Origin of the sequence: Dehalobacter sp. 12DCB1, from assembly GCF_004343605.1 — a bacterium.
Lineage (GTDB): Bacteria > Bacillota > Desulfitobacteriia > Desulfitobacteriales > Syntrophobotulaceae > Dehalobacter.
Window position 1 is genome coordinate 177,650 of record NZ_POSF01000013.1, and the last position, 25,385, is coordinate 203,034.

Here is a 25,385-nt window from a genome sequence, read left to right on the forward strand (position 1 = left end):
CCTGTAGAACATTTACTGTCCCACAGGTATTGTATATCATCACCTGCTGCCCATCGGGCCCAGCCCCATGAACTTGTGTCCAAGTTCATCGCCTGCTCAGTTTGTACTGTAGATTGATATGCAGTGCAAAGAGATAGTTGAATTTTACCATATTGTTTTTTTTTAAGCAATGTTTTATGCAAATTTTATTTAGACGATTTTATTTAGATGTTTTAAGGCATCCGCTTTTTTTAATGAATAATTAATTGAATTTTAGTGGACATTTAATAAATATCTTATACGATTAAAAGGGACCTATTTTTTAATATTACGCAAAGGATATAAAGATGACAACACCTAAGACAAATAAACAGAAAGATATTTTCCATATCGGCTTCAAAATCGGTTTGCTGATGAAAGGCATTGACGGTCTGCTGGAAATCATCGGCAGTATCTTGCTGCTGTTTCTGACGCCGGACCGGTACAACTGGCTGATACGCCTCTTGACGCAGCATGAATTATCCGAAGACCCGCAAGACTTGTTTGCCAATTACCTGATCCATTCCAGCCCCAACTTTTCCTTCAGCACGCAGCATTTTGTGGTATTCTACCTGCTGTCCCACGGGATCATCAAATGCATTCTCGTACTTCTGTTATGGCGCCAAAAGTTGTGGGCTTACCCTTTGGCCATTTTGTCCTTAATCTTGTTTGTCGTTTACCAGCTTTACCGCTATACGTTCACACATTCCGCATTTCTGATTCTGCTTACGATCTTCGATGTGCTCATGATTTTCCTGACTTACAAAGAATCGAAACAAGTAAGATCAAGGCTATGTGATTCTGTCTGATCGGTTATTTAGCTTTATTTTTGTAAATGGTACGGTATCGTCGCCACGCACACATTTCTCCGATATAACAAATGTGTGCGAATTAGTAAGCTCGACTGGTTATGCAGAATATGGTGCCATCCTTTTTTCGGAATAAATTCCGGGATCAGAACCATGATCTGATAATTCTGATCGGTTGCTTTGTGTTCGATCATATCGATAAATTTGGTCAGCGGGTGGATAATGCTCCGGTGTAGAGAATTCAACGTTACCAAACGGACGTCGGGATTCCATTTCTCCCACTTTTCCTCGAGTTTTTTCTCTTCTTCCTTATCAAAGCAAACACTTACCGCAATGATCTGGTTTGCCGACAGCGATTTCGCATAGTTTAACGCATTTTCCACCACGCGCGTGATACTTGCGACAGGAATAATGATAATATTTCCTTTAATCGGTACTGTTGGCTCAGCCGCCGATACCCGAAGCTGCTCTGCGACGTCCATATAATGCTTGTGGATTCTATGGAAGAGCAGAATAATCAACGGCAGGAAGATCAAAATCGGCCAAACCTGCGTGAACTTGGTTAACAGGAACATCATGACAACGACGAAGCTGATCAGCGCCCCGAGCGAATTAATAATCAGCTTTGGCATCCAGCCTTTCGGCTTTTCACGGAACCATTTCACGATCATTCCGGTCTGGGCCAGGGTGAACGGAATAAACACGCCAATCGCGTAAAGCGGAATCAGGCGCTCCGTTCGTCCTTTAAAAGCCACAATTAAAACAATCGATAAAAAGCCGAGGATAAGGATTCCATTGGAGAATCCAAGACGGTCTCCGCGGATCGTGAACATCCTTGGAATAAATTTATCTTTGGCAAGATTCACAGCCAGCAAAGGGAAAGCCGAGTATCCGGTATTTGCGGCCAGAATCAAAATCAACGCGGTTGTGCCCTGAATAAAGTAGTAGATAAAATTACGTCCGAATATTCCTTCAGCCATTTGGGAAACAACCGTTTCCTGTGGGTTCGGGGCTATTCCATAATAAAAGGCCAGAAACACAATCCCAAAAAACAATATCGCGAGCAAACTACCCATCGCCATCAATGTTTTGGCCGCATTATTCGGAGCGGGCTCTTTAAAATTCGGGATCGCGTTAGAAATAGCTTCAACGCCAGTCAAAGCCGAACAGCCGGAGGCAAAGGCCTTGAGCAGAATAAACAAGCTTATCCCTGCGACAGGTGTGCCGACAGCCGCATGCAGTTCGGCCGGTACCTGACCGGTTAAGACATTGTACAGACCGACACCAATTAAAATAAACAGGGCCGTCACAAACAAATAGACAGGATAGGCCAGGATAGAAGCGGATTCTCTTATCCCGCGCAGATTAAGGACCGTAATTAAGAGAACAAAAAACACAGCGATACCTACCGTATGGGCATGCAAGGCCGGGAAAGCTGAGGTAAGTGCATCGGTTCCTGCAGACACACTAACCGCTACAGTCAGAATGTAGTCAACCAGCAGGGAGCCTCCGGCGATTAAGCCTGAATTCATGCCGAGGTTGTTCTTTGATACGACATATGCTCCGCCGCCTTGCGGATAAGCAAAAATGATTTGCCGGTACGACAGGATTAAAGCGATTAAGAGAACCAAAACGCCGATCGCGATCGGAACAGAATACCAGAATGCTGCCGCTCCGACCGTAAAGAGAACGATCAGGATTTGTTCCGGGCCGTACGCTACCGAGGATAAAGCGTCGGAAGAAAGAATCGCAAGGGCTTTCTTCTTGTTCAGCTTCTGTTCGCCGAGCTCCGTTGATTTTAAGGGACGCCCGATTAAGAAGCGTTTAAGGGCAGATGCCATGAAATGTTTCACCATCCAATTAAAATAGTTGCGTTCTTTGCCATCCATGGCCGTAGGCAGCCTTCGCTGCACTTAGATATATTATGAAGTATTTATACTTCATGATATACCAAAAAAGGTTAATTTCGTTCGCACACCTATTTATAACACCAATGGCATAAAGAAAGAATTCAGATATACGCCCTTCATATAAAGAATGTATAAAGATTATGCCAAATAAAAAAAGCCCGTTTATGCGGGCTAAATCTCCTCAACCATCCGGTATCCTACCCCAACCTCGGTTAGAATATACCTGGGTTCTGCAGGGTTGATTTCCAGCTTTCTGCGGATATTGGCCATATTGACCCTGAGCGCTTGGATCTCATTGGTGTAAGGTCCCCATATTTCCTTCATGATGAAATCGTGAGTCAGTACTTTCCCGATATTTTTGGAAAGCAGCACAATGATCTTGTATTCAATCGGTGTAAGGTGGATTTCTTTACCGGCGATGGCTACAAGTCTTTTCTGATAGTTTATCTCGAGATCTCCGACTGTCATCTTCTCTGATTCGGGGAAACTGACCCTGACGTTCTTTTGACTATGACGGATCCCTGTTCTTATCCTGGCCAGCAGCTCGGAAGTACCAAACGGTTTGGTCAGGTAATCGTCCGCACCAAGATCCAGGGCTTCAACTTTTTCCCGCTCCTGTCCGCGGGCCGACACAACGATGATCGGGATTCCGCTCCACTGCCTGATTGTACGCAGCACTTCCACGCCGTCCATATCCGGCAAACCGAGATCGAGCAGGATCAAATCGGGCGAATAGGATGCCGCCATTGAGACAGCCTCTTTCCCCCGGGCTGTCCGGATAATCTGATAATCATTGGAAGCCAGGATCGCCGAAATAAAGTTACAGATTTTTTCATCATCTTCGACAATCAGGAGCATGGGTTTGTTATTCATAAATGTTCTCTTCCTCCAGAGGCAGTGTGAACCGGAATACGGCGCCACCCTGTTCTTTGTTGGCAGCCTCCATTTTCCCATTGTGGGCCTTGATAATCGACATGCATATGGACAGACCGATTCCCATTCCACGGGCTGAATCCGAGCTGCGTTTGCCACAGGGCACATAACTTTCAAATAAATACGGGAAATCCTCTTCGGCAATTCCTGGTCCGTTGTCACTAACCTCAAAGACAGCCTGAGCTCCGGCTTTTGTCACCTGCACCGCGGTCACGGTGTCATCCGGCGAATGCTTGACCGCATTTTCGAGCAAATTGATCAAAACCTGCTCAATCAGCTTTCCATCCATCGGCACCAGCAAAAGGTCTTCAGGCACCTGCACTACTATTTTACGGTTCGGGTATCGATGACGGGTTCTGCTGATTGCTTCGGCCACGATCTCCTCCGCAGCCTCAGATGTTTTGGCGACATTCATGGTTCCTTCCTTGATCCGGGTCACGGACAATAAGTTTTCGACCATACGTATCAGCCATTGCGAATCTTCTTTGATGTTTGAGACCAGTTGGATATGGGTCTCTTTATCCAGATGATCACCATTTTCAAGGATTGCTGAGCTCGCCCCGAGAATGCCGGTCAGCGGGGTCCTCAGATCGTGCGAAATTGCACGCAGCAGATTGCTTCGCATTTTTTCTTTTTCTGACTCGATTAATATTTGCCGTTGTTCATCAGACAGGTACTGCCGTTCCAAAGCCATGGCGACTTGGGAAATAATCATTTTTAGCAGCAGACGGTTATTACGGTTTAATCTGCCTTTGAGACATGAAATTCCAATCACGCCAAGCACATCGCCTTGGGAAATGATCGGCATATAATAAGCGCCTGCTTCTGTATGTGTATCTGTTCCTGCACCGGCCTGTTTTTGATTGGCAAATACCCATTGCGCAACCTTTCTTTCGCGCTCCGACAGCAGAAACGAAGCATCAGGCTCTGCGGAGGATTGCGTCAGGATACCTGATGAATCCTGATGATTGGATGAACGATGCAGGTTTGCCGGCCCATACTGATCCCGGGTGTAAAATACCGCTGAGCATTTAAAAAGCTTCACAATGTATTCATTCGTCAGCGTTACAATATGTTGAAGCCCTCTGGTTGTTAAAAGCCTTTTATTAATCTCATACAATAGCTCAGTACGCCCTTCTCTTTCCGCAGCGAGCCGTGCTTGGGTCTGAATGCGGACAGTCGTCGTACTTGTGATCAAAGCCACAACCAGCATAATCACAAAAGTGACCGGATAGCCTGTCTGGACGGCATAAAACGTGAAAAGCGGCGAAATAAAAAAGAAGTTAAAAACAAGTACACTTAAGACCGAGGCAGTCATGCCGTACACATACCCCATGGTGAGCCTGGAAATAAAAAACACAGACAAGATATAGACCATGATAATATTTTGATTGCCAAATTCCAGCGCCCGAAGGCCAAAGGAAAGCAGAGTTGCCCCAGTCAAAACCCCTATCGTTTTCCAGATATCCATCCAGGATAAGAACAGGTCTTGGCTGATCCGCTTCCTTCGCGGCTCGCGATAGGATCTTTGAGGGCAGCTGCTTGGGATGATATGAATTTCAATGTTTGGCAGCAGCCCGATGAGCTTATCCTCAAGTGCCGGATCAAATAATGTTTTCAGGGTCTTTTTATTTCTGCTTTTCCCAATGACAATATTTGTGATGCCCGTAAGCTTGGCATATTCCGAAATGATGGAAGCCAGACCATGTCCGTTCAGTGTCACAATTTTGGCGCCTAAGAGCTCGGCCAGATCCAGATTCTCCTGGACGTTCTTCTTTTCTACTTCCGTAAAATACCTGCTTTCCATATCTTCGATATACAAAGCAGTCCACGGGGCATGGAAGGCCTCTGCGGATCTGGCCGTCCAGCGGATGCATTTAGCGGCCGACGGCGAAGAACTGATACAGACTAATAGCTTAATTCCGGCTGTTTTTACGGATAAGCGCTGCTCATTTTGATTCTCGTTGACGATCCGATCCGCAACCTTGCGCATAGCGGTCTCACGCAGGAGGCGCAGGCTTTCAAGACTTAAGGGACACTTCTTTTCCCCGCAGCGTTTCATCAGTTCGTCCGGCTCGATATCGATCAGCTCAACTTTATCGGCGCTGTCAAACATATAGTCCGGAATCGTGTCCTGCTCATTAACCTTCGTGATATCCTGCATTAGATCTCTCAGGCTTTCGATATGCTGCACATTGACTGTGGTGTAGACGTCAATTCCGGCATTCAGCAGCTCTTCGATATCCTGGTAGCGTTTTTTGTTCCGCATGCCGTCCGCATTACTATGGGCCAGCACATCAACCAGCAGGAGCTCGGGTTTTCTTTGCAAAGCGGCGTCCAGATCAAATTCTTTGCGGTAACGGTTTTTATGGTTAACAGTCTTCGGCGGCAATGCCGGCAGTCCGTCCAGCAGCTGAATGGTTTCAGGACTTGTATGCGGCTCCAGATAACCTAGAACAACATCTACCCCGCTTTTCAGCTGGCTGTGGGCATCATCAAGCATCGCATAGGTTTTCCCTACACCCGGGGCATAGCCAAAGAAGATTTTTAGTTTTCCGGTTTCCTTTGCAGCCCTGGCGCGAATATCCTGCACGACGCCACCACCCTGACTCTTCATTCGTTTAACTCTTTATTGTTTAGCTTTTATAGCTCTCTATAGAACATTATCATACGCCCGATAGGATGATTTAGCAAGAAGCGTTCAACTCACCTTGCCGCTTCATTTGAACACATGGTATACTGAGGAAAATTATGCAATCAATCTCTTATTAGCAAAGTGTGGGTGACGACGTTGCACAAAATCCTGATTGTCGAGGATGACAGCATCATTGCAAAGTCAATCAAAAACCATATTGAAACATGGGGCTGTGAAGCAACCTGCGCCGCAGATTTCAAGAACGTCCTGTCGCTGTTTGTCCATTATGATCCGCAGCTTGTACTGTTAGATATCTCTTTGCCGTTTTACAATGGCTACCATTGGTGCAATGAGATCAGAAAGATTTCCAAAGTCCCGATCGTCTTTATCTCATCCACCTCGGACAACATGAATATCGTGATGGCTATGAATATGGGCGGCGATGACTTTATTGCAAAGCCGTTTGACCTGGATGTCCTAACGGCCAAGGTACAGGCCCTGCTCCGCCGCACCTATGATTTCTCCGGACAAAGCCATCTTCTGCTGCATCACGGTGCCATCCTGAATATGAACGATACCACCCTGACGTATAACGGAGAAAAAATTGACTTAACCAAAAATGACTATAAGATTCTGCAACTGCTGATGGAGAACAAGGGAAAGACCGTCAGCCGTGACACGATTATGCTGCGGCTCTGGGAGACCAACAGCTTTGTCGACGAGAATACGCTGACCGTGAATATGACGCGTCTGCGCAAAAAACTCGAAGCGGCCGGTCTCTCCGACTTTATTACAACAAAAAAAGGGCTTGGCTATCTGGTGCCGTGATCAGCAAAGAATCCATCATTTGGTTTCATAAGTTTCATAATTATGAAATTAGGTCTCATGGAGTACGTATGTGTGAATCAAATATGAATCGCACGAAACCAAATATTTTGTTAAATTACCTGCAACGCCACGTCGGGACCGTTGCTCTTTTTGGCCTGTTTGCAGTCGTATTTGCCACTGTTTTTTCTCTTTATGCTTTGCCTGTAGAGGCTGTTGCCTATGCTGCCCTGCTCTGTGTCTTTGCTGGGCTGATTTTTACTGCAGTTGGCTTCTTCCGGTACTTACGACGTCATAGAACCCTGCATGATATACTGAGCCGCGTCACCCTGAGCGTAGACGGCCTGCCTGCCCCGCGCGATTTGCTTGAGCAGGATTACCAGGTTCTTCTCCAAGCGGTCCACACCGACCGCATGCTGCAGATTTCCCAGGCCGACAGCATCAAGAGCGGCCTGACCGACTATTATACACTGTGGGCGCACCAGATCAAGACGCCGATTGCCGCGATGCAGCTGCTGCTCCAGTCCGAAGACCCTCCCCAAAAAGCGGAGCTCTCCATGGAGCTGTTCAAGATTGAGCAGTATGTTGAGATGGTCCTGTACTATCTACGGCTGGATAGCGGCTCCTCTGACTTTGTGCTGAAAAAATATGACTTAGATGAAATTATCCGCCAGGCGGCGCGCCGGTATGCAAAGCTGTTCATCCTGAAGAAAATACCGCTTGATTTTATGGAGAGCGATCTGACTGTGCTGACAGATGAAAAGTGGCTCGTATTTGTGCTTGAACAATTGCTTTCCAACAGCCTGAAATATACAAAGGAAGGGAAAATCTCCATTTATACCGAGGATCGGACGCTGCTTATCGCGGACACAGGCATCGGCATCCAGCCAGAGGATCTGCCGCGGGTGTTTGAAAAGGGCTTTACCGGCTACAACGGCAGGGAAGACAAAAAATCTACCGGTATCGGTCTGTATCTCTGCCGACGCATTCTGACCAAGCTTGGGCATGGAATTGAGATTGAATCCAAGGTGGGCAAAGGGACTTGCATCAAAATCAAACTGGATAGTATTGATTTTTTAGCTGAGTAGACAAAGAAATAGATGTTTGATCGCTCGAACCTTACAAAACGGTAAGGTTAGCCGGGGAAATGAAAGCCAAGCCGATGGCTGGCATTTCCTCTTTTTGTTATCGTAGTACTAGGACCATGTCAACCCTAAATCCCATTAACTATACAGGAGGAATTCTCATGTCTCTTTTAAGTGTCAGCAACCTGAAGAAAATATACATAACGCGCTTTGGCGGCACCCAGGTCCAGGCCCTTACCAATGTAACATTCTCGGTGGAACAAGGCGAGTATGTCGCGATTATGGGTGAGTCGGGTTCGGGCAAAACCACACTTTTGAATATCATTGCTGCGCTGGATAAACCGACGAGCGGCGAGGTTCTGCTGAATGGCAGAAACACTGTAACAATCAAGGAAAGTGAGATCTCGGCTTTCCGCCGGGACAACCTCGGTTTTGTGTTCCAGGACTTCAACCTGCTCGATACATTCTCCTTGCAGGATAATATTTTTCTTCCACTGGTGCTCTCGGGCACATCCTTTGAAGAAATGAGCCTCCGTCTAAAGCCGATCGCCCATAAACTGCACATCACCGACATCCTTAATAAGTTTCCATATGAGGTGTCGGGCGGCCAGAAACAACGCGCTGCTGTGGCCCGGGCGCTGATTACGAATCCCCAGCTGATCCTTGCCGATGAGCCGACCGGTGCACTTGATTCTCACGCCACCGACGATCTGCTCCAGCTTTTTAATGAGGTCAACAATGACGGCCAGACGATCCTGCTGGTCACGCACAGCGTCAAAGCAGCCAGCCATGCTAAGCGGGTGCTGTTTATCAAGGACGGTGAAGTATTTCATCAGCTCTACAAGGCCTCCCAGACCTATGACGAGATGTACCAGAAAATTTCGGACACGCTTACCATGATTGCCACGGGCGGTGAACGCTATGCGTAAACGCACTTTTTATCCGAAGTTGGCTTTCCTCAACATTCAGAAAAACGGCAAGTTTTATCTTCCCTATCTGCTAACCTGCATTATTACCGTCGCCATGTTTTATATTATGCGTTATATCGCCACCAACAGCAGTCTTAACGATATGCTCGGGGCTGGATCACTGAAGGAAATCTTATTTTTTGGCAGTATCGTCGTCGGAATCTTTGCTGCAATCTTCCTGTTCTATACCAACAGCTTTCTGATGAAACGCCGTAAAAAGGAACTTGGACTGTATAATATTCTCGGCATGGAAAAGCGGCATATTGCCTGGGTCCTGTTATTTGAGACGTTTATCGTCGCTGCGGTCAGCCTTGTCCTCGGTCTGTCCCTCGGCATTTTGCTGAGCAAACTCATCATACTGATCTTGTTCAAGATGCTTAAATTTACCATACTGTGGGGATTTTCTGTAAGCAGTGCTTCCCTGCTGGTGTCTGTCTCACTGTTTTTCGGCATCTTTCTGGCCACCCTGCTTTCTAACCTGATGCAGATCAGACTGGCCAAACCGATCGAACTGCTTCATGGCAGCCAAACGGGTGAACGGGAACCCAAGACCAAGTGGATACTGGCGATCCTGGGAATTCTGACACTCGGGACAGGATATACGATCGCAATTGTGACAGAGTCTCCGCTGTCTGCGATTTCTCTGTTTTTCATCGCTGTGATTCTCGTGATCATCGGCACCTACTGCCTGTTTACGGCCGGTAGTATTGTACTTTTAAAGTTCCTGCGTAAAAACAAGCATTTTTTCTATCAGACCAAACATTTTATTGCCGTGTCCGGGATGATCTACCGCATGAAACAAAACGCCGTAGGGTTGTCCAATATTTGCATCCTCTCGACCATGGTGCTGGTTATGGTCTCCACGACCGTCTCTCTGTACAACGGTATGGAAAACCTGCTGGATAACCGCTTTCCGACTGATATCTCTGTCGGCTTCAAAAATCCTGCTGACGGAGAAATAGAAAGCAGACTCCGCCAGCTTCAGGACACTGTAAGTGAGCAAGGCCGCACGCTCAGCAAATTAACCGATTATACCGCACTGTCGTTTGCTGTGGGTAAAGCCGGGGATACTTTCACCACGGATACCAATAACTATGTCAACAGCTCCGACGCCTCGGAACTGTGCTTTATTACTACTGCTGAATATGAGCATCTGACCGGAAAAAAGGTCGCGCTGGCTGTCGATGAGGTGCTGGTCTACAGCAATGGCAGGCAAATCGGTGAATCTTTCAGCCTGTTTAATCAGAGTTTCCGAGTCAGAGAACATCTAGACAGCATCCCGATTACCGGTCAGTTCAACGCCAGGCTTGTCGACGGTTATTTTATGGTAGTCAGTGACGATAGCGTGCTGGACCAGCTTTATGCCCAGCAAAAAATTGCTTATGGCAATCGGGCAAGTTCGATCAGAGGGGATATCTCCTTTAATCTTGATGGCACCGACGAAGAAAAGCTAGTCTGCTATGATGCGATCAAAGCCGTGCTGAATAAACCGCTGCCCTCACCGTTTCCTGACCACATCAGCACGATGAAATGCAGGCAGGCAGCCGCCGGTGACTCATATGCGCTATATGGCGGGTTCCTTTTCCTGGGCCTATTCCTCGGCACGCTTTTCCTGATGGCGACGGTACTGATCATCTATTACAAACAGATTTCGGAAGGATATGACGATAAGGAACGTTTTGAAATCATGCAAAAAGTGGGCTTAAGCCGCAGTGAGGTCAAACGCGCGATCAGCAGCCAGATCGTAATGGTCTTTTTTCTGCCGATCCTGATGGCTGGGATCCACATCCTTGCCGCTTTTAAAATGATTACCAAGCTGCTCGCAGTGTTAAATCTTACAAATATCCCGCTGTTCATCAGCTGTACGGTCGGTACCATCTTGGTCTTCGGCTTGATTTATGGGGTCGTCTATACGTTGACGGCCCGGGTGTATTACAGGATCGTAAGTTAAGGAATTGCCTTTCTCGGCAAGTCAGATGTTGATGAGTACCGTAAAAAAGCCTGCCCAACAAATGTTGTGGCAGGCTTACCTTTATTCTGTAACACTTTTTCCTATCTAACATATCCTGATTTTAGAATCACTCCTTAGAGTTAGCTAAGGCTAACCTATCGAAATAATCTACAACTCCCAAAATTACAGTGCCTACAGTAAATTCTCCTTCGAATGAATCTGAACAAAATCATCAAACTCTTGTTTCCAGGACGGATGGCTCTTGATAAATCCTACCAACGTTTTAATTGCATCAATGGTTGCAGCTGAGAGGTAGTGTTCCATCGCCTCGGCCTCAGCAGCAAAATTACACTGGCTACATATCAGGGCAAGAAATTCCTGCAGCAATTGATTCCTGGTTACCAGATAAAACCCGTACTCTTTTCCTTTATCCGTAAGCTTGATCTCGCCATACGGTTCGTACTTAATGTATTCATAGTCCCGCAATTTGTAGAGAGCTTTGGTCACAGATGGTAAAGCCACTTGAAGCCTATGACTTAAGTCCGTAACACGAACTGTATCAAGTGACAGCGAAAATCGGTAAATCTCCTCTAAATAGTCTTCTAAGCTTGGTGAAAGCATCTTCCCCACTTCCTTTGCCTCACCTTGATTAGTTATACCTATATCGTTTTCGTGCCTTTTATGACCGTAAACAGAAAAATTGGAGGACTCAAACAATGAGCAAAGAAATCAACCTTGTTCAAACTTCATTAACATTACCTTTGCCTAAAAATACCTGGCCGGAAAAGATCAAAGGCACGTTGAAGTACCTGGGTCCGGCCTTCATCGTGAGTGTCGCCTATATTGACCCCGGTAATTTCGCCACCAACATTAGCGCGGGTTCCAATTTCAATTACAATCTCGTTTGGGTTGTCTTATGGAGCAACCTGATGGCAATTTTCCTACAAACACTGTCGGCGAAGCTCGGCATTGTTACCGGTGTTGATCTTGCTACACAGTGCGGGCGTGTTTTCTCCAGACCGGTAAATTTTTCACTTTGGATTATCATGCTGTTTGCCATTATTGCAACATACATGGCAGAGTTCTTGGGCTCGACGCTTGGCCTGTACCTACTTTTCGGCATACCGCTCGTGACAGCAGGCCTGATAACCATATGTCTGACCTTCGTCATTGTTTATTTGCAACGTTTTGGCCAGCACATGGTTGAGAGAATTATCATCAGCCTGGTGGCCGTCATCGGGGCCTCGTATTGTCTCGAGCTGTTCCTGGCTGAACCGGATTGGTCCGCAGTCGCTTTGCACACTTTGGTTCCAAGCCTAGGTCCCGAAAGCATTATGGTGGCCGTCGGCATGTTGGGTGCAACCGTTATGCCGCACGTCATTTATCTCCATTCGGACTTGATGAAAGCAAGACGTACCTCCGATGATTTGGCCGAAGCAAAAAAGCATTTCCGAATGGAATGCTTTGATATTGCCTTTGCCATGAATATCGCGTTCCTGGTCAATGCTGCAATGGTTATTATCGCTGCAGCCGTTTTTTTTAACCAGGGACCGGTCGACTCCATCGAACAGGCACACAAGTCCCTGACACCTCTGCTTGGCAATTTATCCAGCGGCGCTTTTGGCCTGGCGCTGCTTGCTTCAGGCCTTTCTTCATCCACCGTTGGCGCTATGGCCGGGGAATGCATGCTGAAAGGGTTCATTGGTCTGGATATTCCGGTCAATATCCGGCGGGCAATTACTATGATTCCGGCCATCATTCTCCTGTGGCTTGGCCTTAACCCGATGAAGATGCTGATTATGAGCCAGGTTACCTTAAGCTTTGCGCTGCCGGCAGCAGTCATTCCGCTGCTTCTGATCACCAAACGCCGGGACATAATGGGTGAAATGACAAACCGCAAAATCACCAATGCTGCCGGTGCGGTAATCGTAAGTCTTATTATCTCACTGAACGTTGTTCTGTTATATTTGACTTTTTCCGCTTAACCACCTAGGACTTAACATCAGGTCCAAGATGCGTTAGACCTTTCCGATAAAAGATCATCATGAACAATGCCGCAATTAGTGCCATCACGGAGCCATAGTAAAATGGCACACTGTAATTAACATGGTCATAGAGCAAGCCTGCAATGACACTGGCCGGAAGAAGTGTAATACCTACAAGGCTGTTGTAGATGCCCAGCCCTGTCCCCCGTTTATCCTTGGAAACCAAATCAGACACTAGGGCCTTCTGCACGCCGTCAGTGGCTGCGCTGTAGAGTCCGTACAGTGCAAAGAGCAATACCAGTACGGTTCCGCTGTTTGTTCTGCCAAACCCGAAATATAGGATTGAATACAGCAGATAGCCAAAAATAATCAGTCTTTCTCTGCCGATTTTATCTGACAGCATGCCTGCCGGTACGGAAAAGAGTGCCGACACTGCGTAAAAGACCAGATAGATCATCGGAATCAAGGAGTCTTTGATCCCAATATCACTGGCTTTGACCAAAAGAAGCGCATCGGTTGAATTTCCCATCGTAAAGATAAAGATGATTCCAAGAAAGGCATAGTACTTTTTCGGGAAGTCCTTCAATGTAATTTTTCCAAGTGGCTCCATCTTTTCCGATTTTGCTTCCTTCACGAAGCATATAATGTTTATCAGTCCCAGCAAGCCTGGGATGGCTGCTATAAGAAATACCAGCCGGTAATCATTTGGAAACAGCAGCAGGATTCCTGCTGCTAGAAGCGGCCCAACGATCGCCCCGCTGTTATCCATCGCTTTGTGAAAGCCAAAGTTTTTACCTTTGTTGCCGTCTTCAGAGGACGCGGCAATCAGGCTGTCTCTTGGCGCTGTCCGGATACCCTTGCCAACCCGCTCGGTAAATCTGATAAGCAGAATCTGCAGCGGTGAGGTTACCACTGAAAACATGGGTGAAAGAACTGCCGTGAAAGCATACCCTATGACCATAAATGGCTTATTCTTTCTGATCTTGTCGCTCCACCAGCCGGATAACGCTTTAAGCACGGATGCCGTACTCTCCGCAATCCCTTCAATCAAAGAGAGCTCCGTTTTAGTTGCTCCCAAGGACATTAAAAATAACGGCATCACAGAATAAATCATTTTCGTTGTCGTATCCGTTAGAAAGCTTGTCAGGCCTACGAAAAAGATGTTCTTCTCTATGCCCAAGATCTTCTTTTCCCGGATCTTATTGTTATTGCTCATATTCTTTTCTCATTAAAAAGAGCGATCTCCATCGCCCTAGCTCCCTTTGTCATATCCGTTACGTCAATGCTAACACATTGTAATATCAGTTACAAGTAAAGATAACACATATCGCCGTTTCATCCCATTCCATATTCCAGTTCACAAATCTTACGTCTCAGCCAATCTTTGAATCCAAAACAGTATTCATAAATAACTTCATTCCTAACGGGAAATACTACGTAAGGTTAGGTTCAAAGTGGAAGGATGAAAGCAGTATGTTCCGCTACATTCATTCTAAACTGCGTTTTTGGCAGTTAGCAAATCATAACGGCGCTGACGCCAATCATTCAGGGAATTCGCAATCTAACCTTTTCGACGATCTGAACAAAAACCTTACTGCACTAAAAGGTGTGTTCGGAAATAGCTATGATGTTAATATGCGGGAATTTAACTTTGGTGATCAGGGAGTTACACGTGGTGCGATCGTCTTCTTATCCGGAATGACGGATACAGCCATCATTAACGAAAATATTATAAAACCATTGATGTATGATATCCGGCTAAGCTCCAAACAGGAAACCTCACCAATGAATAATATGAGTATCATTCAGGCAACGCTGCTTACGGTAGGAATGGTTCAAAAAGCTTCTACGATCAATGAAGTCGTAGATGGCTGTTTGTCCGGAAAAACGATTCTACTGATGGATGGTTCAAAAGATGCTTTAGTCATTGGCACTGAAGGATGGGAAACTCGTGGCGTGGATGAACCCAAAACAGAATCCGTTGTCCGGGGCCCAAGGGAAGGCTTTACCGAAAATTTACTTACCAATACAACCCTGTTGCGCCGTAAAATAAAAAACCCGAATTTAACTCTGGAAACGATGAAAATAGGTGAACAAACGAAAACCACGATTTGTGTCGCCTATCTTAAAGATCTCGTTCCTCCACAGCTTATCAAAGAAATTCAACGGCGTCTTCAAAGAATTAAGACGGATGCAATTCTGGAATCAGGGTATATCGAGCAGTTCATTGAGGATGCTCCTTTTTCTATTTTCTCCACAGTTGCTAACAGTGAAAAACCGGATCTTGTGGCAGCCAAGATTTTGGAGGGAAGGGCGGCTATTTTTGTGGACGGGACCCCCTTTGTACTTACCGTTCCAATGGTTTTCATGGAAAGTTTCCAAAGCGCTGAAGATTACTATTCCCGGCCTTATTTTGCAAGCGTGGTTAGACTCCTCAGAACCTTAGCTTTTTTTATTTCTATTACGTCTCCGGCAATCTATGTTGCTTTAACAACTTTTCACCAGGAATTGATTCCTACTTCCTTACTTTTTACCATGGCTGCATCCGAGGAGGGCGTCCCTTTTCCTGCGATGGCAGAAGCGCTCATTATGGGAACAACATTTGAAATCCTCAGGGAGGCCGGGGTTCGCTTGCCCCGCCCTATTGGTCAAGCAGTTAGTATTGTGGGGGCTTTGGTTATTGGTGAGGCTGCTGTAGGCGCCGGAATAATCGGAGAGCCTATGGTTATCGTGATCGCTTTGACAGCAATTTGCAGTTTTGTGGTTCCTCCCCAAACAGATTCCGGCAGTATCTTACGATTAATTCTTGTTGTCCTAGCCGGGGCAATGGGAGGGTTTGGGATTGCACTTGGATTAATGGGGGCATTTATTCATCTGGCTTCTTTAAGATCTTTTGGCACCCCCTATTTATCACCTTTCGCTCCCCTCAGTACGCAAGACTTAAAAGATTCATTCATCAGGGTGCCTATTTGGGCAATGTTTGCCCGCCCCAGGACGATAGGCTGGCATGACCCTCAGCGCCAGGAGTTTAGATTAAAACCCAGCCGTCCTTCAGAAGAAGACAAGAGTTAGACCGGCTTTAATAACGTTGAAAACAAGAGGCAATTGATGAAAAATCGCATGGGTTTTATTTTAGAAATCTTAATGTGTTTCATGTTAACCTTACCCATAAGCGGATGCTGGAGCCGTCATGAGTTAAATTCTTTATCGTTCGTGGTTGGCGTAGGTTTAGATAAAGCCGAGAAACCCGGAGAAATACAATTGACGACACAAGTTGTAAAACCAGGTGAACTAAAATCTGCTTCTGCTAAAAATAAGAGTGGTGGGAGCGGCGGGAACGGGACAAACGCTTACTGGAACATAAAAAGAACGGGATATGTTGCCTCTGAAATTATCAGGGATTTTAGTCATGAATCCAGCCACAAGTTGTATTTCCCACATAATCAGGTTTTGATAATCGAGAGGAAGTTGGCTGAAGAAGGAATACAAAAATATATTGATACGTTTATACGGGATAATGAGACTCGCTTTAATGTTCTGATTGTGGTCTCCGAAGACCGGGCAAATGAGGTACTTGATGTTTCGCCTGAATTGGAGAAGCTGCCGGCAATTAATATTGCCAAATTAGTTGAAACGCAAAATGTAACGTCTGAATCGCCAACAGTTAGGCTAATTGATTTTATTCGTCGTTTAATGAACAAGACCACTGCTCCTATCGCACCTTTGATTAGAGTGACCAGTGACGGAAATGAAAAAACAGTGGAAGTCTTTGGGACAGCAGTTTTTAAGCATGATAAATTGGTTGGCGAACTGAATAAACGTGAAACGCGCGGACTGTTATGGGTTATCAACAAAGTAAAAGGCGGAATGATTAATGTTGCTGTCCCTAGCGGTGATGGTACAGTGAGCCTGGAGATTATGCGTGCGAAGAGTAAAATGACACCTGTCATCCAAGATGACACGATTCTGATAAAGCTGGATATCAAAGCCGAAGGGATTATCAATAGCCAAAGTGGTTCAGAAGACATAACATCACCAGTCCATGTTGCCTCTCTGGAAAAAGAACTATCCGCAGAAATCAGAAAGGAAATCATAGCTGCTTTAAAAACGGCCAAGGATCTCAATTCAGATATCTTCGGTTTTGGTGAGTCAATCTATTGGAAATACCCCTCCGAGTGGAAGAAACTAAAGATGAAATGGGACGAGGTCTTTCCGGACATTGAAGTAGCGTTAAATATCGATACCACGCTGCGCAGTACAGGCAATATCAGCGCTCCTGCCGTACCTGCCAAGGAGTAATTCATGAGACTTGAAAGAGGAATCATCTCAAGTTCACAATTGATGTTTTTAGTTGCAGGATATGTCCAGGGTTCTGTTATGGTAGTTGCAATTACGAATATAATTACCAAGCAGTATACTTGGCTGGTTGTTTTATCCGGATTGGCTGCAAGTATCCCCCTTGCCATGGTTTATATTGCCTTAGCGAGTAAATTTCCCGGCAAGGACCTGATACAAATCAATCGTATTGTCTATGGTCCCTATTTAGGCAAACTGGTTTCTGCCTTATATATTTGGTTCTTTTGCTCTGTTGCAGGTTTTATGTTAACCTATGTCGGCGAAATCATAAAGTATTACTTGATGCCGGAAACTCCTAAGTATGCAATTTGTATTCTATTTGCTTGCATCTGCGCCTGGACAGTTCGCAATGGAATAGAGGTCCTTGCCCGAACCAGTGTTGTATTTGTCATGATCATCATATTTGTAATCCTAATCACTTTTTTTCTACTGCTGAAAGACATGCAACTAACCAATTTCCTGCCATTTTTTGATCTTTCCCTGAAGGATTTTATTCAGGGTACACATGTCATGCTGACCCTTCCCTTTAGTGAAATCGTGGTGTTTCTCATGGTAATGCCCTATGTGAACAAGGGAGTAGAAGCAAAAAAGTCTGTTATCCTAGGATTAATCATTGGGGGGGGCAGCATATTAATTGATACGGTTCGCAATACAGCTGTGCTGGGAGTAACATCGACGATTATGGTTTCCCCTTCGATCGAATCAGTGCGCCTGATAGACCTGGCAGAGATCATAACCAGGCTGGAAATGCTTGTTATTACTTTATTATTAATTGCAATGTTCATCAAAGTAAGCGTCATGTATTATGGCTCTGTATTAGGGATAGCCCGATTATTTAATTTACGTTCCTATAGGCCACTGGTACTTCCGATTGGAAGTATCATTGTTAGTTTATCTATTCTGTCATTTACTTATCTGGCACAAAACGTTGGTTTTGCAACTGGGACAGGGCCTTTTTTCACCCTTACGTTTGAATTTTCGCCTGTAATAACATTACTAATAGCAAAAATACGAAAGTTGCCAAAATAACAGGAAAGGAAATGGCCGTGATTTTTTTATTAACGATAGCTTTTGTGGCCATAGGATTATTTGAAATCCCTGCTCTTGTCAGAAATAAGCATTGGCGGGAACTTGCCGTCTTTTCGGTCTTTTTTGTGTTAGCGTTTATACTGGCTCTATTACAAGCAGCAGATGTCAAAATACCCAGCCCAGTCAAAGGCATGGAATATTTGTTCAAGGATATATTAAAACTGAGTTATTACTAGAATCAAAAAAACTCCACCAAATTTGCTATATATTTGAAATATTCCTTTGACATATACTTTCATTGCAGTTATACTTAAGCAGCTCGTTCATTTTGTGGATTTACTAATAACCTCTCCATTGCCTAAAGCTATGGGAAGCTATGAATTCTTCCCATAAAGCGGGTAATATATTTTGGAGGTTTTTTTATGTTTGAAGACAAAGTTTTAACCTGTAAGGACTGTGGAAGTGAGTTTTCCTTCTCCGCTTCCGAACAAGAATTCTACGCAGAAAAGGGATTTACCAATGAGCCTGGCAGATGTCCGGAATGTCGCTCTGCGAGAAAAGCACAGTCAAGATCCAACAACCAATACGGTCGTCCGCAACGAGAAATGTTCCCAGCTGTCTGTGCTACTTGTGGAAAAGAGACTCAAGTCCCTTTCCAACCATCAGGTGATAAACCGGTTTATTGTCGTGATTGTTACCAACCACGCACACGAAATAATTGGTAATTGTCTGAAAGAAGCAGCCTTCCTAGGATGTAACACTAGGGAGGCTGCTTTATTTCAGGCCTTTTTATTCGTTAAGCAGCTCGCAAGGATGTATTTAATTACATTAATCATTGACATACATTTTTATAAATGATAAAATAATTGATTTGCTATATATTGTTTTATATGATATGCTTAATAAGGTACTGACTCAGGGAGGTGAATATATGTTTCAAGTTGGCGATCAGATTATCTATCCTTTGCATGGAGTCGGAACTATCGAAGCTATTGAAGAAAAGGAAATCTTGGGGAAAAAAAGAATTTACTATATTGTTAATGTACCCCAAACCAGGATGCAGATGATGATTCCTCAGGATAAAGCTGAAAGCTTTGGCATCCGGAAGCTGGTTCAACCCTCCGTCTTTGAGGATCTTCTTGAAAATTTTAATAAGGGAGTTACTGATCCCTTGCTTTATAAAAATCAGAAATACTGTACTGATTTAAATACCAAAAAGATGAAAAGCGGTGATATTCTCAAAGGAACAGAGATAATCCGTGATTTAACGCGAAAAAGCCTCCTTGGTAAATTGGGAAAAGAAGATACCAAAATGTTGGAAGGTGCCCGTTATATGTTTATTAGTGAAATGATGCAAGTAAGATGTATGACTAAAGAGAAAGCAACAGATTTATTAGATTCAGTGTTAGCGGCTGACGTTTTAGATCTAGAATTTCGGGAGGTAAAATAATTTGAAACTGTATACTTGGTATGATTTTAGTTATTTATCAAAAAAACAGAAGCTTCAGTTTCTGATCGATATCAAACCCGCTGCTGAAAAAAATGGCAGATTTGATCTAATTTTATACAACAAATACGCAGAGCAGTTTGGTTTAGATAAAACCAAAGAAGTTTAAATTATACCATACCACCAGTGATTTTAAGTATATTCATAGCTCTTTTCTCAAGACCCTGGGTTTAAAATCCAGGATCTTTTTTACTACATAGGGGCTGATGAAGGGTGTTTTTAGCTCTAAGCCTGAACCCTATTGACCCCTGAAAAACAATAGCCTAAAAGAAAAATAAAGCCCTTAGAAGGTCGTTTAAAAGCTTAAGAAACTGTATTTTTCGGGAAAAAGAGTTAAGGAGCTTTATAATGCAGCTTGGTAGATATTGATGATATCTTCAATCGATCCCTGTCTGGGGTTGGTTAACGTGCAAATGTCTTTCATCGCATTATTGGCTAGCTTTTCAATATCACCTTCTTTAAGACCCAACATTGATAGTTTTTCGGGGATACCAATTACAGAAGACAAGTGTTTAATTGATTCGATAATAATATTTATTGCTTGATCCTTATGACGTGTAACAGTGCCCATGGCTTCGCATAATTTCAAAATCCGATGTTCCGGTATCGCCGTGGAATTGAATCTAAAAACATGGGGTAGCAAAGCCGCATTATTGAATCCATGCGTTCCATTATAAAAACCACCCAGCTGATGCGCCATTGCATGCACATAACCCAAACCGGCGTTATTAAAAGCAAGCCCTGCCATTATATTGGCATACATCATTTTTTCTCTGGCTTCCAAATCATTGCCGTTCTCATAGGCTCTCGGTAAGTACTCAAATGACAACCTCAATGCATCCAAAGCCAAAGCATCTGTAATCGGAAATGCCTCTGTCGAAACAAACGTTTCTATCGCATGCGAGACAACATCTATTCCAGAACTGGATGTTACTTCCTTCGGCATCGTGGTCATAAAAATTGGATCGTTTACGGATATAAACGGTGTCAATAAAGCTGAAGTGATTACCATTTTCACCTTTCTTGTATTGTCCGTGACGATTGCAGTATTTGTTACTTCTGCTGCAGAGCCAGCCGTTGTGTTGATTGTAATAAGAGGGATCATCGGTTTAATTATTTTATTATATCCTTCATAGTCTATAATCGAGCCACCGTTTACAGCGACTGCAGCAATTGCTTTTGCACAATCATGATTTGTCCCGCCGCCGATGGAAATGATTAATTTATAGTCTCGTTTAAAGACATTCCAGCCATGCTTGAAATATCTTAATCCATCCTCAACAAAAGATACTGTCGGATTGGGGTGTAAAATCCCGTCAAAAATATCGTAGGAAATAAATAGACTCTTCAGTATCTTTTCAATATTTTCAACATACCCAAGTTTGATCATATTCTTATCAGTCACAATCAACGCTTTACTTAATTTCCAGGACAATAATTGATTAGGAAGATCCTTAATTGCCCCAACGCCGATTAAATTGGTTTTAGGGATAAAAAAATTATGGGTATTTTCCAAGGCCAATCACCCACCCTTTACAAAGTGAATTATTAATATGAAAAAGCCTCAAGCATTGCTTAATCGCAATACTTAATAGGGATACATCTTCTCTCTGCTTTTATCCTCGACAAAATGGCTCCATTTCAAAAATGCCCATGTGGCAACCAAAAACCAAACCGTAAAACCGATCAGTGGCAGAATTAATCTGCTGGAAGCCTCAAAAATCCCTATATCAAGCAATAGATTATAGTATAAGATCGAAGCAAACACTCCTGCTGCGATAGAAATATAATAAAACGGCTTTTGTTTTGGTAAATAATAAAAATAGATAATGAAAAACGCTGTCCAGGCAATATTGGCAAAAAGATGAACGCCAATGAAGCCAAAAGGGCCAAAATCCGTCCAATAAAATAATCCAGTAAAATACCCGAAAGCGTGGACAATAGAATCCATCATTCCACCTAAGACAACACCAAACAAAGATAATCGTCGAATATCTTTTTTAGGCACAATGACGATTAAGAGCAAAGTAAAAGTCACAGCATAAAACGGATGCAACAAAAAAATTGGCATTACTGCAATCCCCTTTATATTATATGCAAGCTTAGGATATCCATTAAGGCATTAAATTATTCGGATATTAGAAGAGCTCCTAACGTTTTCATTTTTTAATAGCCCGGAGTCGTTCCGGCAGCTCTTTGGAACAATACTTCAGCAACTCGGCAAGTCTTCCTTCTTCGAGTTCCTGAACATCGGCCAGCCGGTATGACAGTCCCAGCAGCTTATATTTTTCAATACCCATCTTGTGATAAGGCAATAGCTCTAATCGTTCTACCGCTACTCCGCTATCACGAATAAGACTGCACAGGCTAACAATATCATCTTTCTTGTCGTTGATGCCCGGTATTACCACATGCCGTATCCATATCCGGCAGCCTGCCGCCGAAGCCGCATGTAGAAAATCCATTGTCGTACTTAGACTGCCTCCGATATATTGATCATACCGCTCTTGATCCGGCATTTTGATATCCAGCAGGACTGTGTCGGTATTTGCCAGAACCTCGGCTACCTCCTCCGACAGTATTGTGCCGGCAGTATCCAGAGCCGTGTTGATACCGGCCTTTTTAAGCTGTTTAAACAGTCCTGCCGCAAAAAGGGGCTGCATAAGCGGCTCTCCGCCGGAGAGCGTGACACCGCCTTCCCGGCCAAAGTAAGTGCGGTAACGCATGGCTTTTTGCACCAAAGCTTCCGCGGTAAACTCCCTCCCCCCCTTCCTATCCCAAGTATCGGGATTATGGCAATAGATACAGCGCAATGGACATCCCTGCATGAAAATAACCATTCTCAATCCAGGTCCATCCGCTCCTCCAAGGGTCTCAATGGAGTGTATCCTTCCCATCTTTCCTATCTCTTCCGCTTTGCCGCTCATCTGCTTACTGCCTCATAACCTTTCATGGTAGGTCCTGCTGATGACCTCCTGCTGCTGCTGACGGCTTAGCTTGTTGAAGTTGACTGCATAACCCGATACGCGTATCGTCAGGTTGGGATAGCGTTCCGGATGCTCCATAGCGTCAATCAGTTGTTCACGGTTCAAAACGTTAACATTGATGTGATGGGCCTTCATATCAAAATAGCCGTCTAAGACCGCTACCAGGTTGCTCTTCTGTTCCTCAGGGTTCTTGCCGATGGTGGAAGGAGTTATGGAAAAAGTACAGGATATCCCGTCCCGGCAGGCTTCATACGGAAGCTTTGAAACAGAATTCAACGATGCAAGTGCCCCGTTTGCCTCTCTGTTGTGCATCGGATTAGCACCGGGAGCGAAAGCTTCGCCCTTTTTCCTTCCGTCCGGGGTTGCACCTGTCTTTTTGCCGTAGACCACATTGGAGGTAATTGTCAGCACCGAAAGGGTGTGCACGGCGTTCCTGTAAGCAGGCGTCTTTCTCAGTTCCTCGATAAAATCCTCTGTCAACTCTGCAGCAATCAAATCCACACGGTCGTCATCATTGCCAAACCGTGGGTATTCTCCATCTATTTCAAAGTCCTGGATCAGGCCTTTCTCGTTTCTGACTACCCGGACTTTGGCATACCTGATCGCACTCAAAGAATCCGCAACCACGGAAAGTCCGGCGATTCCGAAAGCCATAAAGCGTTCGACATCCGTGTCATGCAATGCCATCTGCAGCTTCTCGTAGGCATACTGGTCATGCATATAATGGATGACATTCATGGTATTGACATACAGCCTGGTGAGCCATCCCTGATAAAAAGCGAAGCGCTTCATGACATCCCCGTATTCCAGCAAACCGTCCTTAACCCCTTCGGATACAGGCCCGACCTGTTTGCCGGTGATTTCATCCCTTCCGCCGTTTAAAGCCATAAGCAACATCTTTGGCAGGTTGCAGCGTGCTCCGAAATACTGCATTTGCTTGCCTATCTTCATCGCCGATACACAACAGGCGATCCCATAGTCATCCCCATATAAAGGACGCATTACATCGTCATTCTCATACTGTATAGAGTCGGTATCGATAGACACCTTGGCGGAATAACGTTTAAAAGCCTCCGGCAGTGCCGTGGACCACAGCACTGTTAGGTTAGGCTCGGGTGCCAGCCCCAGATTATATAGCGTATGCAAGAAACGGTAGGACATTTTAGTAACCAGCGTCCTTCCGTCCCCGCCCATACCTCCGATAGCCTCCGTGATCCACATGGGATCCCCGGCAAAAAGCTCATTGTATTCAGGTGTCCGAAGATGCCGGGCCATTCTCAGTTTAATGATGAAATCGTCTATGATCTCCTGGACCTGCTGTTCGGTCAATCTTTGCTGATCAATATCCCGCTGAGCATAGATATCCAGAAATGTGCTGACCCTTCCCAGGGACATGGCGGCACCGTTCTGTTCCTTAATCGCGCCAAGATAGCCAAAATACAACCACTGGACCGCCTCTTTAAAATCTACGGCCGGTTGGGATATATCGAAACCGTAAAGCTCCGCCATCTTTTTCAGCTTTTCTAAAAAATCGATCTGCTTGTACAATTCTTCGCTTACTTTGATATTCTCCATGTCCATCAGCAGCTGACCCTTTTTGCGCTTATCTTCTTTTTTCCCTGCAATCAGCCTGTCAACGCCATATAGTGCTACACGCCTGTAGTCCCCGATGATCCTTCCCCGTCCATAGGCATCCGGCAGTCCGGTAATGACTCCGCTCCTGCGAGCTTCCTTCATCTCATCGGTGTAGACACGGAAAACACCGTCATTGTGCGTCGTCTTGTAAAAGAACTCTCTTTCGATTTTCTCATCCATGGTATAACCATAGGCCTTGCAGGCCTTCCTGGCCATATTGATCCCGCCAAAAGGATTGACCCCTCTTTTTAACGGCCTGTTGGTCTGAATGCCAACGATAAGTTCCTTTTCCTTGTCCAGATAGCCCGGTCCATAGCTTAGCAATGAAGAAACCGTTGAGGTATCGATATCCAGCACGCCGCCAAATTCCTTCTCAAGCTTTTGCAACCTTGAAAGTTTCTCTAGGATATCCTGAGTCCGGTTCGTTACCTCCGTTAAAAAAGTTTCATCTCCTTCATAAGGCTGGTAATTTGCTTGTATGAAGTCCCTGACATCAATTTCCTGCTGCCATCTGCCATCTTTGAAGTTTTCCCATCCTGTATTATTCACGTTAACCCTCCTGATTTGCCAGGTTCTAAATTTTATGAGGGTGATTCAGAAAATAAAAAAACCTGGACAATATTTATACTGCCCAGGCGGTCGACGTTTGAACTCTTCCAATCCCTTATGGTTAAACCCATATGTCCGCCAGTCTTGGAAGCTTACCGATATTTTATTATGGATGTAATAACTTTGTCAATTACCCGTTTGTA

The 25,385-nt window shown here is 44.8% G+C and carries 22 protein-coding genes and 2 riboswitches; of the genes, 13 read left to right on the plus strand and 9 right to left on the minus strand.

Annotated elements, in window-relative coordinates:
- Window positions 1-13: 13 nt before the first annotated feature.
- A riboswitch (NiCo riboswitch) is annotated at window positions 14-110 on the minus strand.
- A 216-nt stretch (window positions 111-326) separates the two neighbouring features.
- Entirely contained in the window at window positions 327-827 is a 501-nt protein-coding gene (locus tag C1I38_RS06195) for a DUF2127 domain-containing protein (RefSeq protein ID WP_119774369.1), read from the plus strand.
- 14 nt (window positions 828-841) lie between these two features.
- Here C1I38_RS06195 and C1I38_RS06200 read toward each other — a convergent pair whose 3' ends face one another.
- From C1I38_RS06200 to C1I38_RS06210, 3 genes are all read right to left on the minus strand, one after another.
- Window positions 842-2,668 (minus strand): APC family permease, encoded by a 1,827-nt coding sequence (locus C1I38_RS06200; RefSeq protein ID WP_119774455.1) that lies wholly within the window; start codon window positions 2,666-2,668, stop codon window positions 842-844.
- A gap of 240 nt (window positions 2,669-2,908) precedes the next feature.
- Window positions 2,909-3,610 (minus strand): response regulator transcription factor, encoded by a 702-nt coding sequence (locus C1I38_RS06205; RefSeq protein ID WP_119774371.1) that lies wholly within the window; start codon window positions 3,608-3,610, stop codon window positions 2,909-2,911.
- Window positions 3,603-6,287 carry a sensor histidine kinase KdpD gene (locus tag C1I38_RS06210; RefSeq protein ID WP_119774373.1) on the minus strand — a complete coding sequence of 895 codons (2,685 nt, stop codon included), beginning with the start codon at window positions 6,285-6,287 and terminating at the stop codon, window positions 3,603-3,605. Before C1I38_RS06210 ends, C1I38_RS06205 begins: the two co-directional genes overlap by 8 nt.
- Window positions 6,288-6,461: 174 nt before the next feature.
- Between C1I38_RS06210 and C1I38_RS06215 the strand changes: the two genes are divergently transcribed.
- From C1I38_RS06215 to C1I38_RS06230, 4 genes are all read left to right on the plus strand, one after another.
- Window positions 6,462-7,133, plus strand: coding sequence for a response regulator transcription factor (locus C1I38_RS06215; RefSeq protein ID WP_119774375.1), 672 nt, complete (start codon window positions 6,462-6,464; stop codon window positions 7,131-7,133).
- Window positions 7,134-7,201: 68 nt separating this feature from the next.
- On the plus strand, window positions 7,202-8,218 hold the full coding sequence (locus C1I38_RS06220) for a sensor histidine kinase (protein WP_119774377.1): 1,017 nt from the start codon (window positions 7,202-7,204) through the stop codon (window positions 8,216-8,218).
- 158 nt (window positions 8,219-8,376) lie between these two features.
- Window positions 8,377-9,144, plus strand: a complete 768-nt coding sequence (locus C1I38_RS06225) for an ABC transporter ATP-binding protein (RefSeq protein ID WP_119774379.1) — start codon at window positions 8,377-8,379, stop codon at window positions 9,142-9,144.
- A complete protein-coding gene (locus C1I38_RS06230; RefSeq protein WP_119774381.1) occupies window positions 9,137-11,134 on the plus strand; it encodes an FtsX-like permease family protein in 1,998 nt (665 codons plus the stop codon). The genes C1I38_RS06225 and C1I38_RS06230 overlap by 8 nt, the downstream gene beginning before the upstream one ends.
- A gap of 192 nt (window positions 11,135-11,326) precedes the next feature.
- Here the strand turns inward: C1I38_RS06230 and C1I38_RS06235 are convergent, their stop codons facing one another.
- Entirely contained in the window at window positions 11,327-11,755 is a 429-nt protein-coding gene (locus tag C1I38_RS06235) for a metal-dependent transcriptional regulator (RefSeq protein WP_119774382.1), read from the minus strand.
- Between the two features lie 95 nt (window positions 11,756-11,850).
- On the opposite strand from C1I38_RS06235, the gene C1I38_RS06240 reads away from it, so the two are divergent.
- Entirely contained in the window at window positions 11,851-13,119 is a 1,269-nt protein-coding gene (locus C1I38_RS06240) for an Nramp family divalent metal transporter (protein ID WP_119774384.1), read from the plus strand.
- A 4-nt stretch (window positions 13,120-13,123) separates the two neighbouring features.
- On the opposite strand, the gene C1I38_RS06245 is transcribed toward C1I38_RS06240, so the two are convergent.
- Window positions 13,124-14,335: an MFS transporter gene (locus C1I38_RS06245; protein WP_119774386.1), complete on the minus strand. Its 1,212-nt coding sequence runs from the start codon at window positions 14,333-14,335 to the stop codon at window positions 13,124-13,126.
- A 257-nt stretch (window positions 14,336-14,592) separates the two neighbouring features.
- Between C1I38_RS06245 and C1I38_RS06250 the strand changes: the two genes are divergently transcribed.
- The 7 genes from C1I38_RS06250 to C1I38_RS14005 all read left to right on the plus strand — a co-directional run bounded on the left by C1I38_RS06250 (window position 14,593) and on the right by C1I38_RS14005 (window position 20,120).
- Entirely contained in the window at window positions 14,593-16,191 is a 1,599-nt protein-coding gene (locus C1I38_RS06250) for a spore germination protein (RefSeq protein WP_119774388.1), read from the plus strand.
- A gap of 36 nt (window positions 16,192-16,227) precedes the next feature.
- Window positions 16,228-17,418: a Ger(x)C family spore germination protein gene (locus C1I38_RS06255; protein ID WP_119774390.1), complete on the plus strand. Its 1,191-nt coding sequence runs from the start codon at window positions 16,228-16,230 to the stop codon at window positions 17,416-17,418.
- A gap of 3 nt (window positions 17,419-17,421) precedes the next feature.
- Window positions 17,422-18,504: an endospore germination permease gene (locus C1I38_RS06260; RefSeq protein ID WP_119774391.1), complete on the plus strand. Its 1,083-nt coding sequence runs from the start codon at window positions 17,422-17,424 to the stop codon at window positions 18,502-18,504.
- 11 nt (window positions 18,505-18,515) lie between these two features.
- The gene (locus C1I38_RS06265) at window positions 18,516-18,740 is read left to right on the plus strand and encodes a hypothetical protein (protein ID WP_019225464.1); all 225 of its coding nucleotides are present in this window, start codon (window positions 18,516-18,518) and stop codon (window positions 18,738-18,740) included.
- A gap of 186 nt (window positions 18,741-18,926) precedes the next feature.
- Window positions 18,927-19,229: a zinc-ribbon domain containing protein gene (locus C1I38_RS06270; protein ID WP_083916826.1), complete on the plus strand. Its 303-nt coding sequence runs from the start codon at window positions 18,927-18,929 to the stop codon at window positions 19,227-19,229.
- A gap of 206 nt (window positions 19,230-19,435) precedes the next feature.
- Window positions 19,436-19,954 carry a CarD family transcriptional regulator gene (locus C1I38_RS06275; protein WP_119774393.1) on the plus strand — a complete coding sequence of 173 codons (519 nt, stop codon included), beginning with the start codon at window positions 19,436-19,438 and terminating at the stop codon, window positions 19,952-19,954.
- Window position 19,955: 1 nt separating this feature from the next.
- Window positions 19,956-20,120: a hypothetical protein gene (locus tag C1I38_RS14005; protein ID WP_165904891.1), complete on the plus strand. Its 165-nt coding sequence runs from the start codon at window positions 19,956-19,958 to the stop codon at window positions 20,118-20,120.
- A gap of 234 nt (window positions 20,121-20,354) precedes the next feature.
- Here C1I38_RS14005 and C1I38_RS06280 read toward each other — a convergent pair whose 3' ends face one another.
- From C1I38_RS06280 to pflB, 4 genes are all read right to left on the minus strand, one after another.
- Window positions 20,355-21,533, minus strand: coding sequence for an iron-containing alcohol dehydrogenase (locus tag C1I38_RS06280; protein WP_119774394.1), 1,179 nt, complete (start codon window positions 21,531-21,533; stop codon window positions 20,355-20,357).
- Window positions 21,534-21,599: 66 nt separating this feature from the next.
- Window positions 21,600-22,082 (minus strand): hypothetical protein, encoded by a 483-nt coding sequence (locus C1I38_RS06285; protein ID WP_119774395.1) that lies wholly within the window; start codon window positions 22,080-22,082, stop codon window positions 21,600-21,602.
- 88 nt (window positions 22,083-22,170) lie between these two features.
- Window positions 22,171-22,938, minus strand: coding sequence for a pyruvate formate-lyase-activating protein (pflA, locus tag C1I38_RS06290; RefSeq protein WP_119774396.1), 768 nt, complete (start codon window positions 22,936-22,938; stop codon window positions 22,171-22,173).
- 12 nt (window positions 22,939-22,950) lie between these two features.
- Window positions 22,951-25,182: a formate C-acetyltransferase gene (gene pflB, locus C1I38_RS06295; RefSeq protein WP_119774397.1), complete on the minus strand. Its 2,232-nt coding sequence runs from the start codon at window positions 25,180-25,182 to the stop codon at window positions 22,951-22,953.
- Between the two features lie 73 nt (window positions 25,183-25,255).
- A riboswitch (ZMP/ZTP riboswitch) is annotated at window positions 25,256-25,338 on the minus strand.
- Window positions 25,339-25,385 lie beyond the last annotated feature (47 nt).

Excerpts from the sequence above, each read along its gene's own strand:
- C1I38_RS06195 (WP_119774369.1), top strand. The coding sequence starts at position 327 with ATGACAACACCTAAGACAAATAAACAGAAAGATATTTTCCATATCGGC.
- C1I38_RS06200 (WP_119774455.1), bottom strand. The coding sequence starts at position 2,668 with ATGGCATCTGCCCTTAAACGCTTCTTAATCGGGCGTCCCTTAAAATCA.
- C1I38_RS06205 (WP_119774371.1), bottom strand. The coding sequence starts at position 3,610 with ATGAATAACAAACCCATGCTCCTGATTGTCGAAGATGATGAAAAAATC.
- C1I38_RS06210 (WP_119774373.1), bottom strand. The coding sequence starts at position 6,287 with ATGAAGAGTCAGGGTGGTGGCGTCGTGCAGGATATTCGCGCCAGGGCT.
- C1I38_RS06220 (WP_119774377.1), top strand. The coding sequence starts at position 7,202 with ATGTGTGAATCAAATATGAATCGCACGAAACCAAATATTTTGTTAAAT.
- C1I38_RS06225 (WP_119774379.1), top strand. The coding sequence starts at position 8,377 with ATGTCTCTTTTAAGTGTCAGCAACCTGAAGAAAATATACATAACGCGC.
- C1I38_RS06230 (WP_119774381.1), top strand. The coding sequence starts at position 9,137 with ATGCGTAAACGCACTTTTTATCCGAAGTTGGCTTTCCTCAACATTCAG.
- C1I38_RS06235 (WP_119774382.1), bottom strand. The coding sequence starts at position 11,755 with ATGCTTTCACCAAGCTTAGAAGACTATTTAGAGGAGATTTACCGATTT.
- C1I38_RS06240 (WP_119774384.1), top strand. The coding sequence starts at position 11,851 with ATGAGCAAAGAAATCAACCTTGTTCAAACTTCATTAACATTACCTTTG.
- C1I38_RS06245 (WP_119774386.1), bottom strand. The coding sequence starts at position 14,335 with ATGAGCAATAACAATAAGATCCGGGAAAAGAAGATCTTGGGCATAGAG.
- C1I38_RS06250 (WP_119774388.1), top strand. The coding sequence starts at position 14,593 with ATGTTCCGCTACATTCATTCTAAACTGCGTTTTTGGCAGTTAGCAAAT.
- C1I38_RS06255 (WP_119774390.1), top strand. The coding sequence starts at position 16,228 with ATGAAAAATCGCATGGGTTTTATTTTAGAAATCTTAATGTGTTTCATG.
- C1I38_RS06260 (WP_119774391.1), top strand. The coding sequence starts at position 17,422 with ATGAGACTTGAAAGAGGAATCATCTCAAGTTCACAATTGATGTTTTTA.
- C1I38_RS06265 (WP_019225464.1), top strand. The coding sequence starts at position 18,516 with ATGGCCGTGATTTTTTTATTAACGATAGCTTTTGTGGCCATAGGATTA.
- C1I38_RS06270 (WP_083916826.1), top strand. The coding sequence starts at position 18,927 with ATGTTTGAAGACAAAGTTTTAACCTGTAAGGACTGTGGAAGTGAGTTT.
- C1I38_RS06275 (WP_119774393.1), top strand. The coding sequence starts at position 19,436 with ATGTTTCAAGTTGGCGATCAGATTATCTATCCTTTGCATGGAGTCGGA.
- C1I38_RS06285 (WP_119774395.1), bottom strand. The coding sequence starts at position 22,082 with ATGCCAATTTTTTTGTTGCATCCGTTTTATGCTGTGACTTTTACTTTG.
- pflA (WP_119774396.1), bottom strand. The coding sequence starts at position 22,938 with ATGAGCGGCAAAGCGGAAGAGATAGGAAAGATGGGAAGGATACACTCC.